Consider the following 16,042-nt stretch of genomic DNA (forward strand, 5'->3'; position numbering starts at 1 on the left):
CAACATCGGGGGGCGTGCCCCCCGATCGCCGACCGATCCAGCAAAGACCGAACCCATGAACCATTTCCTAGACATCCACCAAACAGACCCCGCGCAATTGCGCGGTATCATCGACAACGCCATCAGCATCAAAAGTGCCCGCGCAGGCCGCCCCCGCGGTGCGCTCGACGATGCCCTACCGCTCAAAGACCATATGGTCGCGCTCATATTCGAGAAACCCTCCACCCGCACCCGCGTCTCTTTCGATGTGGGCGTGCGGCAGATGGGCGGCCAGACGATGGTATTGTCGGGCGCGGACATGCAGCTGGGCCACGGCGAGACGATCGCCGATACGGCTCGCGTGCTGTCGCGGTATGTGGACCTCATCATGATCCGCACATTTGAGGAGGCAACCCTGCACGAGATGGCCCAACACGCCACGGTGCCGGTGATCAACGGCCTCACCAACCGCACGCATCCGTGCCAGATCATGGCCGACATCATGACCTTCGAGGAACACAACGGTCCCATCAAAGGCAAGCGCGTCGTCTGGTCGGGCGACGGCAACAACGTCTTCGCCAGCTTCGCCCATGCGGCCAAGCAATTCGACTTTGATCTGGTCTTCACCGGCCCCGAGCCGCTGGACCCCGAGCGTGCGCTCGACGGGCTGTACACCACCATCCGCGACCCTGATGAGGCCGTGCAGGGCGCCGATCTGGTCGTCACCGACACTTGGGTCTCCATGCACGATCCGCAATCCGCCCGCGAACGTCGCCACAACCAGCTGCGCGGCTACCAGGTGAACGATGCGCTGATGAGCAAGGCCAAGCCGGACGCGCTGTTCATGCACTGCCTGCCCGCGCACCGCGACGATGAGGCAACAAGCGCTGTGATGGACGGCCCCAACTCGGTCATTTTTGACGAGGCCGAGAACCGCCTGCACGCGCAAAAAGCTATCATGCAGTGGTGCCTTGGCACGTAACCCCGACACCTCCCGCATCGCAATTGCGGGGGCGGGGGCCATCGGCTGTTATGTCGGTGGCCTGCTGGCACAGGCCGGCCATTCGGTCAGTTTTCTGGGCCGTCCGCGCATATTGGACGAGGTGCGCCGAAGCGGTTTGCATCTCACCGACTATGCAGGGCTTGATGTGCGCTTACCTGCGGAGCAGCTGTCCCTTTCAGAAGACGCAGAAATTCTGCGCCACGCTGATCTGATCCTTGTCTGTGTGAAATCCTCGGCCACCGCACAGATCGCCGAGCAAATCGCGCAGCACGCCAAACCGGATGCCATCCTCGTCAGCCTGCAAAACGGTATGGGCCATGCGGACACTTTGCGCATAGCCTTGCCCGCACATGACATCCGCGCCGCGATGGTGCCGTTCAACGTTGTGCCCATGGGCGGTGGCCATTTCCACCGTGCCACAAGCGGCGATATTGTCATAGGCGCTGGCCCGCACGATGTTGCCACAACGATTAGCGTTGAGGGCCTTCACGTCACCCAGAGCGATGAGATCGAGGCGGTGCAATGGGGCAAATTCCTGCTCAACCTCAACAACGCCGCGAACGCGCTGTCGGGGATGCGATTGCAGGCGCAATTGCTGGACCGTGACTGGCGACGTGTAATGGCCGACCAAATGGTCGAGGCGTTGCAGGTGCTGCGGGCCCACGGTCAGGCCATGCGCCCGACCACACCTGTTCCCGTTTGGCTGCTGCCGCATATCTTGCGGTTGCCAACACCTGTCTTCCGCCGTGTGGCGGCAAAAATGCTGACCATTGATCCGCAGGCGCGGACCTCGATGGCCTATGATCTGATCGCCGGCAGGCCGACGGAAATCGACGCGCTGCAAGGGCGGGTCATTGAAATGGGGGCGCAGAAATCCATCCCCACACCGCTCAGCACCGCCTTGCTTGCTGCGGTCAAACAGGCCGAACAGACAGGCGCCCGTCCGCACACCCCCCAAGAGCTGCGCGGCTAAGGCTTGCACGCGCACCCCGCATCCGCCACCCTGCACACAGCGAACCCCAAGCCCGAAGGATACCCCCATGACAGATGCAAAAGCCGACATCGGTGTTTACGGATTGGGCACGATGGGCAGCGCACTGGCCCTCAACCTTGCGGAAAAGGGTTTCACCGTCGCCGTCACCAACCGCGAGACAGAGTGGATCGACGATTTTGTGGTCGAGGCAGACACGCTTGCAGGCGCGCTGAGGCCGCATCACACGCTGGAAGCGTTCGTCGAGGCGCTCAAGCCGCCGCGCACGATCTTGTTCATGATCCCGTCGGGCGCACCGATGGATGCGATGATCGAAACCGTGCTGCCTTTGCTGGACAAGGGTGACACCATCATTGACGGCGGCAATGCCGATTTCAACGCGACCCGCCGCCGTTTCAAGCGGCTCAAGGACACGGGCGCGCATTTTGTCGGCATGGGTGTGTCAGGCGGAGAGAAGGGCGCACGGCACGGGCCCTCCATGATGGTCGGCGGCACCGATCATAGCTGGCAACAGCTCAAACCCATGGCCGAGGCGATCGCCGCGAAATTCGAGGGCACGCCCTGTGTGGCGCATCTGGGACCGGACGGCGCGGGGCATTTTGTGAAGACCGTGCATAACGGCATTGAATACGCCGACATGCAGATGATCGCCGAGGTCTACGGCATCTTGCGCGATGGGGCAGGGTGGGACGCGCCGCGCATTGGCGCGTTGCTGAAGACGTGGCAGGATGGTCCGCTCAGCTCGTATTTGCTGGAGGTCAGCGCGGCGGCTTTGCAAACCACTGACCCGGACACGGGTAGGCCGATGGTCGATGTGATTGTCGATCAGGCGGGCCAGAAAGGCACGGGCCGCTGGACCGTGATCGAGGCGCTGAAGATGGGGCAATCGGCCAGCGCCATTGAGGGCGCGGTAGGCGCGCGGGGTTGGTCGTCGGAACGCAGTGTCCGCCAAGCCGCCGAAAGCGTTCTGGGCGCGGGAACCCTGCCGGCGGAGGTGCCCGCACAGGATGATCTGGAAAAGGCGCTGGTTGCGGGGCGCATCCTTGGTCATGCGCAGGGCTTTCGCGTTCTGCACGCCGCGTCAGAGGCGTTCGACTGGTCCCTCGACATGGCGCAAATCTCCGAGATATGGCGGGCGGGGTGCATCATCCGCTCGGCCTTGCTGGATGATTTCGCAACCGCCTTCCGCGCCGAATTGCCACACGGCCACCTGATCCTTGCGCCCGCGATGGTGGCAAAGCTGGAGGACACAATTCCCGCGCTGCGCCGCACTGTTGCGGCGGGTGTATCGTTGGGCGTGGCGTTGCCGTCACTTTCGGGTGCGCTTGCGTGGTACGACAGTATGCGCCGTGCGCGGGGCAGCACGAACCTTGTGCAGGCACAGCGCGATTTCTTTGGCGCACACGGGTTTGCGCGGCTGGACCGCGAGGGCAAGTTTAACGCCGTCTGGCCCGATCTGGTTTCGCAAACGTCCTAGCGCGGCTCAGGTGCCGCGTGGCTTTGCCCGCAGCGTGGGGTCCGCGCTGCGCGGATCATCAGGCCACGGGTGGCGCGGGTATTTCGCCCGCATGTCCTTGCGCACATCCGCATAAGAGCCGTCCCAGAACCCCGGTACATCCATTGTGACCTGCACAGGGCGCTGGGCGGGCGACAAAAGTGTGACCTGTAGCGGTTGGCCCGCAACAGTCGGGTGGCGTGTTGTGCCGAACATTTCTTGCAGGCGGACCTCGATCTGGGGGGTGTCGCCATCGTAGTCAATCGCGATGCGGCGACCCAGAGGCGTCTCGAAATGCGCAGGGGCGGTGCGCTCCATCGCCTGTTGCTGGTCCCAATCCAGCCGCGCCCGCAGGGCAGGCAGCAGATCGAACCGTTTCCAATCTGCTGTGCTGCGCACGCCGCTGATATGCGGCAGCAGCCAGTCGTGCAACGTGGCCAGCAGATGAGGTTCACTAAAGTCGGGGAAGCCATCGGTGTCTTGCATCAATGCCGCCCGCCGCAAAAACCGCGCCGCCGCTTTGTCAGGGAGCAGGCCCAATTGGGCCACCCCGTCCAGCATCGCCACGGCCACGGCATCACTGGGCGCGTCGCTCCATGTGCGGTCGTCCAGCACCAGCGCGCCCATTCGTTCCTGACGGCGTGTCTCGACCCGTCCTTCGCGGCGTGACCATGCGCAATGGTCGTGCCATGCGATCTGGTCGGCGAAGGTGTCGCGCAGCGCGCTTTCTTGCAGGGGGGTGCCTTGGCGGATGCGGGCCTCACGCGGGTCGCCGTCCAGATCGGTGGCCACGATCAAGCGGGCACTGGCCAGCGGGTCGCCATCGGGCGCGATTGCCCCTTTGCCACCCGCCAGCACAAAGCGTGCCGCCTCACCCTTGCGGCGCAGCCCGATGCGGTCGGGATAGGCGAGCGCGGCGAGCGTGCCCAGATCGGTTGGCCCTCCTTTGGCGGTAGAGCGACCAAGCCGCTTTGCCTCTTGGCGGATGCGGGCCAGCGTGGCGTGATGGACCTCTCCCGCGGTTTTGTCACCCGCCACAGCCCGCATGCGGTGGATCAGGTCCAGCGGCGCACCGCGAATGGGGTCGCGTTCGGCGAGTATGGCGGCAAGCGTGGCGGCAGGCGGCCCTCCCAGCGCAACCATATGGGCCAGGCGCGGGTGCAGGGGCAGGCGGGCCAAGCGGCGGCCATGGGCGGTGATCTGCCCGCGTGTGTCCAGTGCGCCCAGCATCTGCAACAGACCACGCGCCTCTGCCAGACGCCCCGCATGGGGTGGCGTGACAAAGGCCAGATCCTCCGCCTGCGCCCCCCACAGGGCCAGCTCCAGCGCAAAGGCGCTCAGGTCCCCGCTCTCGATCTCGGCAGGGGGGAAGGCGGCCAATGCGCCGTCCTCGCCCTTTGTCCAAAGTTTGTAGGCGACGCCCTCGCTGATGCGGCCTGCGCGGCCTGCGCGTTGGGTTGCTTCGGCTTGGGTCACGCGGGTGGTGACAAGGCGTGACATGCCGGACGAGGGGTTGAACTCGGCCCGCCGCGCACGGCCACCGTCGACTACGATGCGAATGCCTTCGATGGTCAGCGAGGTTTCCGCGATGGCGGTGGCCAGCACGATCTTGCGGCCTGACGGTGCAGGGTTGATCGCGGCGCGTTGCGCTTTGAAATCCATTGCCCCGAACAGGGGGGCCACGGTGCAATCCTTGGGCAGCTGCCGCGACAGGATGCTTTCGACGCGCCTGATTTCGCCTTCGCCGGGCAGAAACACGAGGGCAGAGCCCTCGGATGTGTGCATCGCATGCAGCACCAGATCGGCGACAGCCTGTTCGAACCGCGTGGTTTTGGGCAGCGGTTTGTCGAGCCACTGCGGCGTCACGGGAAAGCTGCGGCCCTCCGAGGTGACGACAGGCGCCTCCATCAACGCGCCCACTGGGGCCGCGTCCAGCGTGGCGGACATCACCACCAACAGCAGGTCATCGCGCAGCGCGCCCGCGATCTCCAGACACAGGGCCAGCCCCAGATCCGCGTTGAGCGAGCGTTCGTGGAATTCATCAAAGATCACCGCGCCGATGCCCGGCAGTTCGGCGTTATCCTGTATCATGCGGGTCAGGATGCCTTCGGTCACCACTTCGATTCGCGTCTGGTCCGAGACAACAGAGGCCCCGCGCACGCGGTAGCCAACAGTCTGGCCTGCTTTTTCGCCCAAGGTTTGGGCCATCCGCTCTGCACTGGCGCGTGCAGCAAGGCGGCGCGGCTCAAGCATCAGGATGCGGCCTTTGGTCAGGCCGGCCTCCAGCATGGCAAGGGGCACACGGGTGGTTTTACCCGCTCCGGGCGGGGCTTGCAGCACCAGCCGCCCGTGGTCGCGCAAAGCGTCCAGAATTTGCGGCATGACCGCGTCGATGGGCAGTTGGTTGTTCATGGCGCCTTTATCGGAGGCCACGCGCATGGAGGCAAGGCTGGACATTCGCGGCCGAGGGCGTGAAAAACGCGGCAACAAGCACGGAGAGCGCCGATGGACATCACCGATATGGCACAGCGGATCGCCGCAGGGGAGCGCCGTGCGCTGGCGCGTGCGATCACCTTGGTCGAGAGCGGCCGTGACGACCACCGTGCGCAAGCGACGGCCCTGTTGGCCGAGCTGGGCGTGGCAAAGCAGGCGCTGCGCATTGGCTTGTCTGGTACGCCCGGGGTGGGGAAATCGACCTTTATCGAAAGCTTTGGTCTGATGCTGACCAAACAGGGCTTGCGCGTGGCCGTGCTTGCGGTTGATCCCAGCTCGTCGCGTTCTGGCGGGTCGATCCTTGGGGACAAGACGCGCATGGATTTGCTGAGCCGTGATCCAAACGCCTTTATCCGCCCCTCCCCCAGCCAGACGCATCTGGGCGGTGTGGCGCGCCGCACCCGTGAGGCCGTCGCCCTGTGTGAGGCCGCAGGATACGATGTGGTTTTGATCGAGACGGTGGGCGTGGGCCAGTCCGAGACCGTGGTGGCGCAGATGTCTGATTTGTTCTTGTTGCTGCTGGCTCCTGCGGGCGGGGACGAGTTGCAGGGCGTCAAGCGCGGCATCATGGAAATGGCCGATCTGATTGTGATCAACAAAGCGGACGGTGATCTGAAGGCCACCGCAACCCGCACGCAGGCGGATTATGCCGGTGCGCTGCGGCTGATGCGCAAGCGGCCGCAGGATCCTGACGGCTTCCCTTGCGCGATGACGGTTTCTGCATTGGAAGACCGCGGCCTGCCCGAGGTGTGGGAGCGGTTGACCGCCCTGTCCGATTGGCGCCGCGAGGCGGGGTTTTGGGATGCAACCCGCAGCCAGCAGGCGCGCTATTGGTTTGAAGACGCGGTGAAAACGGCGCTGCTGGCGCAGCTTGATACGCAAGCGGCACGCACGGCTTTGGCGGCTTTGGGGGATGCAGTTGCGGCGGGCGGGCAGGAGCCTGCGGCAGCAGCGGCGGAATTTATGCGCCAATTGCAGCGTGAGACGTAGGAAAGCGGCCAAGTCGGGTTGACCCGCGTGGCGATTCCTCCTAAAGCCTGCAAACCAATTTACGGACCGCCATTGGTGCGGCCTGATCAGCTGTGGTGCCCCATGTGCGGGTGCCGCGTCGAACCAAAAGGATGAACCCATGTCGCGCCGTTGCGAATTGACCGGAAAAGGCCCGATGTCGGGCAACAACGTATCCCACGCCAAGAACCGCACACGTCGTCGGTTCCTGCCAAACCTCAATGACACCACACTCCAGTCCGAATCGCTGGGCCGTGGTTTCAAACTGCGCATCTCTGCTGCTGCTCTGCGCAGCGTGGATCACCGCGGCGGTCTGGACAAGTTTCTGGCGAAAGCGAAAGACACAGAGCTGTCCGACAACGCGCTGAAGATCAAAAAAGCCATCGCAAAAGCAGGCTCGGAAGCGAACGCGCTGTCCTGAACCTGACGGATTTTGAAAAATTGAATGACCCCGACCTGACCGCAGGGCGGGGTCATTTTCGTTTTAGGCAGGAGAGACGCAGATGAAGCAACCAAAACTGGCTGTGGGTCTGGTGGTGCTGATTGCATTGTTGGCGGTGGTGATGGCTGTTGTCACGGTCAAGGTGTCTCCGCTGGATCAAAGCAACGCGGCGTTTGTCGTGGAAGAGCCGTTTTTGCGGGCCAGCCTGCCCACCTCGACTTCGGCGGCGGCATTTCTGGTGCTGCGCAACCAGACAGGCCGTGATGACCGGTTGATCGGGGTGCGGTCCGATCTGGCAGAACGGGTTGAGTTGCACAGCCACACGCAGGATGCAGACGGTGTGATGCGCATGGGCGAGATTGCAGGCGGCGTGCCATTGGCCGATGGCGCCACGCATGCCTTTGTGCGCGGTGGGGATCACCTGATGTTCATGGGCCTACAAGCGCCGCTGGAACAAGGGCAGCGTGTCGCCGTAACGCTGGAGTTCGAGACGGCTGGCGATGTGGTGATCACCGTACCTGTGGATTTGACCCGCTAGCGGCAGGCGCGATTTTTTCGAAAAAATCGGCCGGAATTTTTGAAAATTCCGCGGCGCGTTACGCTTTGGACAACACACTATTTACCCATGCGGGCACTGTTTGCGTTGCAGGGCCCATGATCGCCTCGTCAAACTGCGACCCCACGGCGGACGGTTCCAGATTTATCTCGATCGTATGCGCCCCTGCGCGGGCGGCTTCGGCGACAAACCCCGCCGCAGGATAGACGTTGCCCGACGTCCCGATCGCCACAAAAATATCGGCCTGTGAAAGAGCGGCAAAGATGCGGTCCATCTGGTAAGGCATTTCGCCGAACCAGACGATGTCGGGCCGCGCGGTCGCTGCGTCACAGGCGGGGCAGCTGTCGCCCGCGTGCATTTCGCTCGGGGCAGGCCAGCGGTGGTCGCACGCGGCACACAGCGCCGAATTCACCGCGCCGTGCATGTGCAGCACATGGGCCGATCCGCCGCGCTCGTGCAGGTCATCGATGTTTTGCGTCACCAGCAGCAGGTTCACATCCTCTGCCGCGTCCAACCGGCCAAGCGCCTGATGCGCGGCGTTGGGTCGGGCGGCAGCGGCATTGGCGCGGCGGTTGTTGTAAAAGGCCATCACGCGGGCCGGATCGCGGGCGAATCCTTCGGGTGTTGCGACATCCTCGACCTTGTGTTGCGCCCACAGGCCCGTGTCGGCGCGGAATGTCTCGATCCCGCTTTCGGCAGAGATGCCGGCCCCTGTGAGGATAACGATGTTGCGCATGGGCTGGCTCCGGTTTCCTGAGGTGGTGTGCGTGCACAAAGTACTCAAGTTGCGCAGCAGGGTCGAGCATTTTGCGCCCTTGTGGCGTGGCGCAAAGCAGGGCAATCTAATGCCATCCCCGCACCAGAACTGGACCTTTCAGACATGAAAATCGCAACCGCCGCCTATCCGTTGGACATGCTGGACACTTGGGCCGCGTATGAGGCCAAGATTACTGCTTGGGTGGCTGGGGCGGCGCAAAATGGTGCCGAGCTGCTGGTGTTTCCCGAATACGGCGCGATGGAGTTGGCAACGCTGGACGGGCTAGAGATCGCGGGCGATCTGGCGCGGTCCACGCAATCGGTGAGCGATAAGATAGGCGCGGCAGACGCACTGCATCAGCGGCTGGCGGCAGAATATGGCGTGCACATCGTCGCGGCCTCGGCCCCTGCAATCACCGACAAGGGTACGGTGAACCGTGCGCGGCTGATCACGCCCGGCGGGCAAATCGGCGTGCAGGACAAACAGATTATGACGCGGTTCGAGCGGGACATCTGGGATGTTGTTGGCGGCGGGCCGTTGCAGGTCTTTGATACTGAACTGGGCCGTATCGGCATACTCATCTGTTATGACAGCGAATTTCCCCTTCTGGGCCGCGCCTTGCAAAGCTGTGACATCATCGTCGTGCCCAGCGTGACCGAGGCGCTTGCGGGCTATTGGCGCGTGCGCACAGGATCAATGGCCCGCGCGCTGGAACAGCAATGCGTCACGGTCATGTCTTCGGTGGTGGGGCAGGCGGATTGGTCAACTGCACTGGGATCTTGCGTGGGCGCAGGCGGCGTCTTTTGCCCGCCCGACACGGGCTTTCCGCCTACTGGTATTCTGGCCGCAGGCGAGATCGGCGTGCCTGGCTGGACCTATGCAGATGTCGACCTGCGCGCCATCGCCCAAGTCCGCGCAGACGGTGTTGTGCTGAACCGCACCCACTGGGATGAGCAGTCAGGCCGCGATCACCCCGCTATAAATGTTGCTTTAGGGCGCATCAGCACTTGAAAACCGCATCAAATACGCTCATTTAAGCGCTGTCTCCACATAGGAGACGTATTTACAGGAGAGACCATGGCCAAGGAAGATACGCTCGAATTCCCCGGTGTCGTAAAGGAACTCCTGCCGAATGCGACATTCCGGGTCGAGCTTGAAAACGGCCATGAGATCATCGCACATACGGCAGGCAAAATGCGCAAGAACCGCATTCGCGTTCTGGCAGGCGACAAAGTACAGGTCGAAATGACCCCGTATGACCTGACCAAAGGCCGGATCAACTATCGTTTCAAATAAACACGTCCCCGCCCGCCGCGTTGGGCGAGGAGTTGCTTTATGAAATTTATCCTCGGATCAGGATCCCCGCGCCGCCGTGAATTGCTGGCGCAAATCGGCGTTGTTGCCGATGATATCCGTGCGCCCGACATCGACGAATCCCCTCACAAGGCCGAATTGCCGCGCCCCTATTGCGCCCGCATGGCCCGTGAGAAAGTCGCGGCTGTCCCGGCGGATGCCGATGACATCGTGTTATGTGCCGATACCACCGTGGCCCTTGGCCGACGCATTCTGGGCAAGCCCGAAGACGTGGCCGAGGCCGAGCGTTTCCTGCGTGCCATGTCGGGCCGCCGCCACAAAGTAATCACCGCCGTTGCCGTCAAACGCGGTGACAAGCTGTGGGAACGTGACGTGGTCAGCACTGTGCGCATGAAGTCCCTCGCCGAGGATGAGTTGCACGCCTATCTCGCCACGGGCGATTGGGATGGCAAGGCAGGCGGCTATGGCATTCAAGGGCCCGCAGGGGTTCTGATCCCGTGGATTTCAGGCTCGTTCACCGGCATCGTCGGCTTGCCCCTGTCCGAGACCGCAAACCTGCTGCGCGCAAGCGGCTACCCCCTATATGGAGAACGCTCATGAAGGGCCGCACGATCATTCTGGACCACCTTGGCGATACCGAAGCTGCCGCCCTCATGATCGACGGGAAGCTGGACGATCTGCTGGTCGACACCCCCGACGCGCCGCGTGTCGGCACCATCTACCGCGCCATCGCGGACCGTCCTGTCAAAGGGCAGGGGGGGATGTTCCTGAAAACTCCTGACGGCAGCGCATTTCTACGCCAGATCAAGGGCCTCGCCCCCGGTCAGCCGATATTGGTGCAGGTCAGCGGCTTTGCCGAAGACGGCAAGGCGATTCCCGTCACCTCCAAGCTGCTGTTCAAAAGTCGCTATGCGATCATCACGCCCGATGCGCCGGGGCTAAACATCTCCCGCTCGATCCGTGATGAGGAAGAGCGTGACCGCCTGCTGGAAATCGCCCATGAGGCGATGGACGGGGCGGCGCATGGTCTGATCCTGCGGTCGTGCTGTGTGGGTGTGGAGGGCGACGAGATCGCCGATGATATCGAGGCGATGCTGGGCCTTGCGCAAACCGTGCTGGACGACGACAGCACCGAGATGGAGGCGTTGACCGAAGGCGACGGCCCCCACGTGTTGGCATGGCGCGACTGGGTCGAGCCCGCCGAGGTGGTCACCGATGCAGGCGGCTTTGAAGAGCACGCCGTGCTTGACGCGATCGACGCGCTGTTCGAGGATCGCATCCCCCTGTCGGGCGGGGCGTCCATGTATGTCGAGCCGACCCGCGCTTTGATCGCTGTTGATGTGAACACAGGCGCTGATGTGTCACTGGCGGCGGGTATCAAGGCCAACATGGCCTGTTCGCGGGCCTTGCCCCGTGCGCTGCGCCTGCGCGGCCTTGGTGGCCAGATCGTGCTGGACCTTGCCCCCATGCCGAAAAAAGACCGCCGCCCGTTCGAGACAGCCCTGCGCGCCGCCTTTCGCGCCGATGATGTAGAGACGACATTGGTCGGGTGGACCCCGCTGGGCCATTATGAGCTGCAACGCAAACGCGCCCGTGCGCCGCTTGCAGACATCATGGCATGAGCTGCCCGATCTGCGAGGGCGAAACCTCGCAAAAGTACCGCCCCTTTTGTTCGCGCCGCTGTGCGGACATCGACCTGGCCAAGTGGTTTTCAGGTAGCTACGCGACCCCGTCACAAGACCCCGAAGACATAGAAAAAGCCATCGACGCGCTGGAAAACCCCGCGGCGCAGAAACCGCATTAGCACTTTGATGCAAGTTGTGGCCTTCGGGTGCAAAAATCCGCTGGACACCCGCGACCAGAGCCCCTAGAACGCGCTCACCCGACCAGTTTACTGGTCCCGGTGCCCGGGTAGCTCAGGGGTAGAGCAGTGGATTGAAAATCCTCGTGTCGGTGGTTCGATTCCGCCCCTGGGCACCATTTACCGTCTTGTTAATTCTCGATGTTTCCCACTTTAATCTGGATGCCTTTCTTAGGCTTGACGCTTTTGGCAATGGCTTGACAACTTTTGCTCCGCGATCGTTCCCGTTTTCGAGTGTGTTGATCGTCTCACGGGTCCGATCAGCAAGGTTTGCCGACCGTGAATAGTGACGGGCCATAGCAAGGCTTTCGCCCCGGCAAATCAGCAATCTGGCGTTCCTCAAGTCCAACCTCACGCAACGTAGTTGCTACCGTGTGGCGCACTCCTTTGGGCGTCAGACCTGCCTCATTAAGCCCGTCCTTTGCCATACCTTGTTGAAGCGATGCCAAACGGTAGAGAATCGGGTGTATGTCCAAGGTTTGCCGTTAGAGTTTGCAAGGATCGTCGCCGCATCAGGGGCAGGGCTCCGTGCACAGCTGAAGGAGACTTGGGGCGCAAGTCAACCGTCATTCCCTGCTGGAATGCGTGTAACGCAGGTTTGACATCAGGCACGATGGGATTGCATGCGAACGGCCTCCTGCAGGAGCAGATACAATCCGCTGTTTGTTTTGCTCTGCGGAACGGATTTTCGTTTTATTATTTGGAGGCTTGTTTCGTTAACGGACTTGGTTAGTCTTGCCTGTACCGATTTCTGCGCAGCAAGGTCTGAAATACAAAACTAATTGCAAGAGAACACAGGCAGCCATGCCGCGCATAACCAGGGGCGAAGATTATTACGCTCCGACATTCAACCTGGGAGGAATTTGAATGCGTTATGTTTCTTTGGCGACTGTACTGGTTCTGGCGGCGGCACCGCTTGCAGCACAAGAGGTCGATCTGCCAAGTCAGGTGACTTGGACCGCCTATGGCACGGGCTCAGCCGGATACAATCAGTCCGTTGCGATTGGTGCAGCCCTGCAAGAGGCCAACGGCGTAAACCTGCGGGTCTTGCCCGGCAAGAACGATATCGCCCGCACAGAGCCGCTGCGCCAAGGCAAGGTGCAATTCTCGGCAAATGGTGTTGGCGGATCGTTTATGGCCCAGGAGGCCGTGTTCCAGTTCGGCGCCGAAAACTGGGGCCCCCAGCCGGTGCGGATTTTGGCCGCCAACAACGGCGGGGCAGTTGGCCTGACGTTGGCCGTTGCTGCGGAAGCGTGCGAAGCGGCGGGCAAGCCCAAGTGTGAAGGCTTTGAATACTCTGACCTCAAAGGGATGCGTGTGGCCTATGTGAAAGGGGCGCCTGCGCTTAACGTCAACAATGAGGCCTATCTGGCGTATGGTGGCCTCACGTGGGATGATGTGGAACGTGTTGAGTTCGGCGGTTTTGGCGACAGTTGGGCGGGCATGATCGACGGCAGTGTGGATGCGGCGTTTGCCTCCACAAACTCCGGTCGCGCTTATGAAGCGGCGTCGGGTCCGCGCGGTGTGTATTGGCCACCGATTGACGCGGGCAATGCCGAGGGGCTTGCGCGGATGCAGGCCGTTGCACCGTTCTTTGCGCCAATGACTGCAACGGTCGGGGCGAATATTGATGGCACAGGCGGCGTGCAAACGGCGGGCTATGCCTATCCGGTTCTGATGACCTATGCCGCGCAGGACACTGATCTGACCTACAATATGACGAAGGCGATGGATGTCTTTTACGACGCGTTCAACGGCAATGCACCGGGCATCGGCGGCTGGGCAATGGACAAACAGAACTTTCAGTGGGTAGCGCCCTATCATGACGGTGCGATCAAATACTACAAGGAAGCCGGCGTCTGGAGCGATGAGGCACAAGCGCATAACGACAACCTGATTGCACGTCAGGCGGCCCTGATGAAGGGCTGGGAAGAGCTGAAAGCCGAAGGCCCCGACAATTGGGAAGAGGCGTGGGATGCAAAGCGTCGTGCAGTGCTTGAAGCGGGCGGATTTGCCGTCGTCTTCTAGGTCTGTGTGCACAAGCTGACCCGAGTTGGCGGACCAACTGGCCTGCCAACTCTCACTTTTTGCCTGAAAACCGCTTGCTCACATCACGTGGGCATTGCCAGCCAAACGGGTGCGCCATGACAGACCAAACCACGCAAATTGATCGCGGGCGTGCAGCCCTTGATGCCGAGCTTGAGGTCGCAAAGCTGACCTATTCAGGCGCGGCCAGGTGGGTGATTATCCTGTTCACGCTGGGTGCTATCGGAATGGCGATCAACCAGCTCTTTAATCTGCGCATTGGCGGTTATTCTCTGCTGGAGGGGATGTATCTTTACGTCCTCGCGGGATTTTTCCTGAGCCTCACGTTCATCACCTTTCGCGCGTGGGGGCCCCCATCGCCGCAGGTGCCGTGGTACGATTGGGTGCTTGCAGCCGCAACAGTCGGCGTCACGGGGTTTTTTGTGGCAACGGCAGGTCAAAGTCTTGATAGCGGATGGGAATATGCGGCCCCGCAAAATGCGGTTTGGGCGTCGATTGCGCTGTATCTTTTGATATTGGAGGGCACGCGTCGGGCAGGGGGGCTTGTGCTGTTTGGCATCGTTCTTGTCTTCTCGCTTTACCCGACATTCGCCGAACATGTCCCCGATCCACTCAATGGATTTACCCAGCCCTTTACGGATGTGATCCCCTATTTCATGATCTCGTCAGAGGCGTCTTTCGGCATCCCCATGCGCGCCTTTGGCAATCTTGTGATCGGCTTCATCCTGTTCGGGGCCGTCTTGCAATTCACCGGCGGGGGCAAGTTCTTCAACAACCTCGCCATGGCGCTGGTCGGCGGATACCGTGGCGGTGCTGCCAAAGTGTCTATCTTTGCATCCGGTTTTATGGGGTCCATGTCGGGCTCTGTGATCTCGAACGTATTGACCACTGGTGCGGTCTCGATCCCTGCGATGAAAAAGACTGGATTTTCAGCCCGCTATGCCGCCGCGACCGAGGCGTGCGCCTCGACCGGCGGCGTATTGATGCCGCCCATCATGGGGGCCACAGCCTTTGTGATCGCGTCATGGCTTAGCCGCCCCTACGTCGAGATTATGCTGGCCGCGACGATCCCGTCGATCCTGTATTTCTTCGGATTGTTTGTGCAGATCGATGCCTACTCCGCGCGCCGTGGTCTGAAAGGGTTGCCGCGTGCAGATCGCCCGCGCGTGTGGACCACGCTCAAGGAGGGCTGGCTTTATGTCAGTGTTTTTGCGCTGCTCATCTATCTGATGGTCGCATTTCGGTGGGAGACGACGGCCCCTTTCTATGCAGTGGCGCTGCTGCTGATCGTGAACCAGTTCCGCGCGGCGGACCGCGTGACGTGGGATGGATTTCTCAACATCATCGTCTCTGTCGGGCGCACCCTGTCCGAGCTGGTCGCCGTGCTGCTGGGCATCGGGATGATCGTCGGCGCGTTTCAGGCGACCGGTCTGACAGGTCCGCTCGCGAATGAGCTGGTGTATATCGCGGGTAATTCCATGCCGATGCTGCTGATCATGGGGGCTGTGACATCGTTTATTTTTGGCATGGGGATGACGGTGACGGCCTGCTACATCTTCCTTGCCGTGGTACTGGCACCTGCTTTGGTGCAGGCTGGCCTGAACGAGCTCGCCGTTCATTTGTTTATTCTTTATTGGGGCATGGTCAGCTTTATTACGCCGCCCGTCGCGTTGGGCGCTTTTGCGGCCGCGTCGATGGCGGGTGCCAACGCGTTCAAGACCGGATTCGAGGCGATGCGTCTTGGCGGTGTGATCTATGTGGTGCCGTTTTTCTTTGTGCTCAACCCCGCGCTGATTGGACAGGGTCCGCCGACGGAAGTGGCCGTCGTGCTGGCCTGTGCGCTGGTTGGCGTGTGGTTTATCGCATCCGCTTTGCAGGGCTATGTCAGCTTTATAGGTCCACTACATTCAAGCGGGCTGAGCCTGATCATGCGCTTTGTTCTGTTCTTTGCAGGTCTGTTCGTTGCGGCCCCTGTGGGCGGCGTGGCGGGGATGAACCACGCGGCGCTGACCCTGTCAGGCTTCGCACTCGCCATTATTCCCTTCGCCACAGCGTGGCGGGCAGGGCTGTCAGATGCCGTCAACACCACCTGAGCCA

Annotated in this window: 15 protein-coding genes and 1 tRNA gene; 14 read left to right on the forward strand and 2 right to left on the reverse strand. The window is 61.9% G+C overall.

The genetic code is table 11. The features are described from left to right. Positions 1–55 precede the first annotated feature (55 nt). From argF to gnd, 3 genes are all read left to right on the forward strand, one after another. Positions 56–961, forward strand: a complete 906-nt coding sequence (gene argF, locus ABMC88_RS04970) for an ornithine carbamoyltransferase (protein ID WP_349575741.1) — start codon at positions 56–58, stop codon at positions 959–961. Then, positions 951–1,955 carry a 2-dehydropantoate 2-reductase gene (locus ABMC88_RS04975; RefSeq protein ID WP_349575742.1) on the forward strand — a complete coding sequence of 335 codons (1,005 nt, stop codon included), beginning with the start codon at positions 951–953 and terminating at the stop codon, positions 1,953–1,955. The genes argF and ABMC88_RS04975 overlap by 11 nt, the downstream gene beginning before the upstream one ends. A gap of 67 nt (positions 1,956–2,022) precedes the next feature. Continuing rightward, on the forward strand, positions 2,023–3,450 hold the full coding sequence (gnd, locus tag ABMC88_RS04980; RefSeq protein ID WP_349575743.1) for an NADP-dependent phosphogluconate dehydrogenase: 1,428 nt from the start codon (positions 2,023–2,025) through the stop codon (positions 3,448–3,450). Between the two features lie 6 nt (positions 3,451–3,456). Here gnd and hrpB read toward each other — a convergent pair whose 3' ends face one another. Then, complete coding sequence (gene hrpB, locus ABMC88_RS04985) at positions 3,457–5,880, reverse strand: ATP-dependent helicase HrpB (protein WP_349575744.1); 2,424 nt, start codon at positions 5,878–5,880, stop codon at positions 3,457–3,459. A 93-nt stretch (positions 5,881–5,973) separates the two neighbouring features. Here hrpB and meaB point away from each other — a divergent pair, with 93 nt between their 5' ends. From meaB to ABMC88_RS05000, 3 genes are all read left to right on the forward strand, one after another. Next, positions 5,974–6,951 (forward strand): methylmalonyl Co-A mutase-associated GTPase MeaB, encoded by a 978-nt coding sequence (gene meaB, locus ABMC88_RS04990; RefSeq protein ID WP_349575745.1) that lies wholly within the window; start codon positions 5,974–5,976, stop codon positions 6,949–6,951. A 139-nt stretch (positions 6,952–7,090) separates the two neighbouring features. Then, on the forward strand, positions 7,091–7,390 hold the full coding sequence (gene rpmB / locus ABMC88_RS04995; protein WP_349575746.1) for a 50S ribosomal protein L28: 300 nt from the start codon (positions 7,091–7,093) through the stop codon (positions 7,388–7,390). 82 nt (positions 7,391–7,472) lie between these two features. After that, entirely contained in the window at positions 7,473–7,949 is a 477-nt protein-coding gene (locus ABMC88_RS05000; RefSeq protein WP_349575747.1) for a copper chaperone PCu(A)C, read from the forward strand. 58 nt (positions 7,950–8,007) lie between these two features. Here the strand turns inward: ABMC88_RS05000 and ABMC88_RS05005 are convergent, their stop codons facing one another. Beyond that, complete coding sequence (locus ABMC88_RS05005) at positions 8,008–8,703, reverse strand: NAD-dependent deacylase (protein WP_349575748.1); 696 nt, start codon at positions 8,701–8,703, stop codon at positions 8,008–8,010. A 144-nt stretch (positions 8,704–8,847) separates the two neighbouring features. On the opposite strand from ABMC88_RS05005, the gene ABMC88_RS05010 reads away from it, so the two are divergent. The 8 genes from ABMC88_RS05010 to ABMC88_RS05045 all read left to right on the forward strand — a co-directional run bounded on the left by ABMC88_RS05010 (position 8,848) and on the right by ABMC88_RS05045 (position 16,038). Next, positions 8,848–9,735 (forward strand): carbon-nitrogen hydrolase family protein, encoded by an 888-nt coding sequence (locus ABMC88_RS05010; RefSeq protein ID WP_349575749.1) that lies wholly within the window; start codon positions 8,848–8,850, stop codon positions 9,733–9,735. A gap of 66 nt (positions 9,736–9,801) precedes the next feature. Then, on the forward strand, positions 9,802–10,020 hold the full coding sequence (gene infA, locus ABMC88_RS05015; RefSeq protein WP_005978431.1) for a translation initiation factor IF-1: 219 nt from the start codon (positions 9,802–9,804) through the stop codon (positions 10,018–10,020). A gap of 39 nt (positions 10,021–10,059) precedes the next feature. Then, positions 10,060–10,638 (forward strand): Maf family protein, encoded by a 579-nt coding sequence (locus ABMC88_RS05020; RefSeq protein ID WP_349575750.1) that lies wholly within the window; start codon positions 10,060–10,062, stop codon positions 10,636–10,638. Next, a complete protein-coding gene (locus ABMC88_RS05025) occupies positions 10,635–11,660 on the forward strand; it encodes a ribonuclease E/G (protein WP_349575751.1) in 1,026 nt (341 codons plus the stop codon). Before ABMC88_RS05020 ends, ABMC88_RS05025 begins: the two co-directional genes overlap by 4 nt. Continuing rightward, complete coding sequence (locus tag ABMC88_RS05030) at positions 11,657–11,842, forward strand: DNA gyrase inhibitor YacG (RefSeq protein ID WP_349575752.1); 186 nt, start codon at positions 11,657–11,659, stop codon at positions 11,840–11,842. The genes ABMC88_RS05025 and ABMC88_RS05030 overlap by 4 nt, the downstream gene beginning before the upstream one ends. A 101-nt stretch (positions 11,843–11,943) precedes the next feature. Then, positions 11,944–12,018, forward strand: a tRNA-Phe gene (locus ABMC88_RS05035). 748 nt (positions 12,019–12,766) lie between these two features. Beyond that, positions 12,767–13,927 (forward strand): TAXI family TRAP transporter solute-binding subunit, encoded by a 1,161-nt coding sequence (locus ABMC88_RS05040; RefSeq protein ID WP_349575753.1) that lies wholly within the window; start codon positions 12,767–12,769, stop codon positions 13,925–13,927. Positions 13,928–14,043: 116 nt separating this feature from the next. Further along, positions 14,044–16,038 carry a TRAP transporter permease gene (locus tag ABMC88_RS05045; protein WP_349575754.1) on the forward strand — a complete coding sequence of 665 codons (1,995 nt, stop codon included), beginning with the start codon at positions 14,044–14,046 and terminating at the stop codon, positions 16,036–16,038. Positions 16,039–16,042 lie beyond the last annotated feature (4 nt).

The organism is Sulfitobacter aquimarinus, from assembly GCF_040149565.1.
Lineage (GTDB): Bacteria > Pseudomonadota > Alphaproteobacteria > Rhodobacterales > Rhodobacteraceae > Sulfitobacter > Sulfitobacter aquimarinus.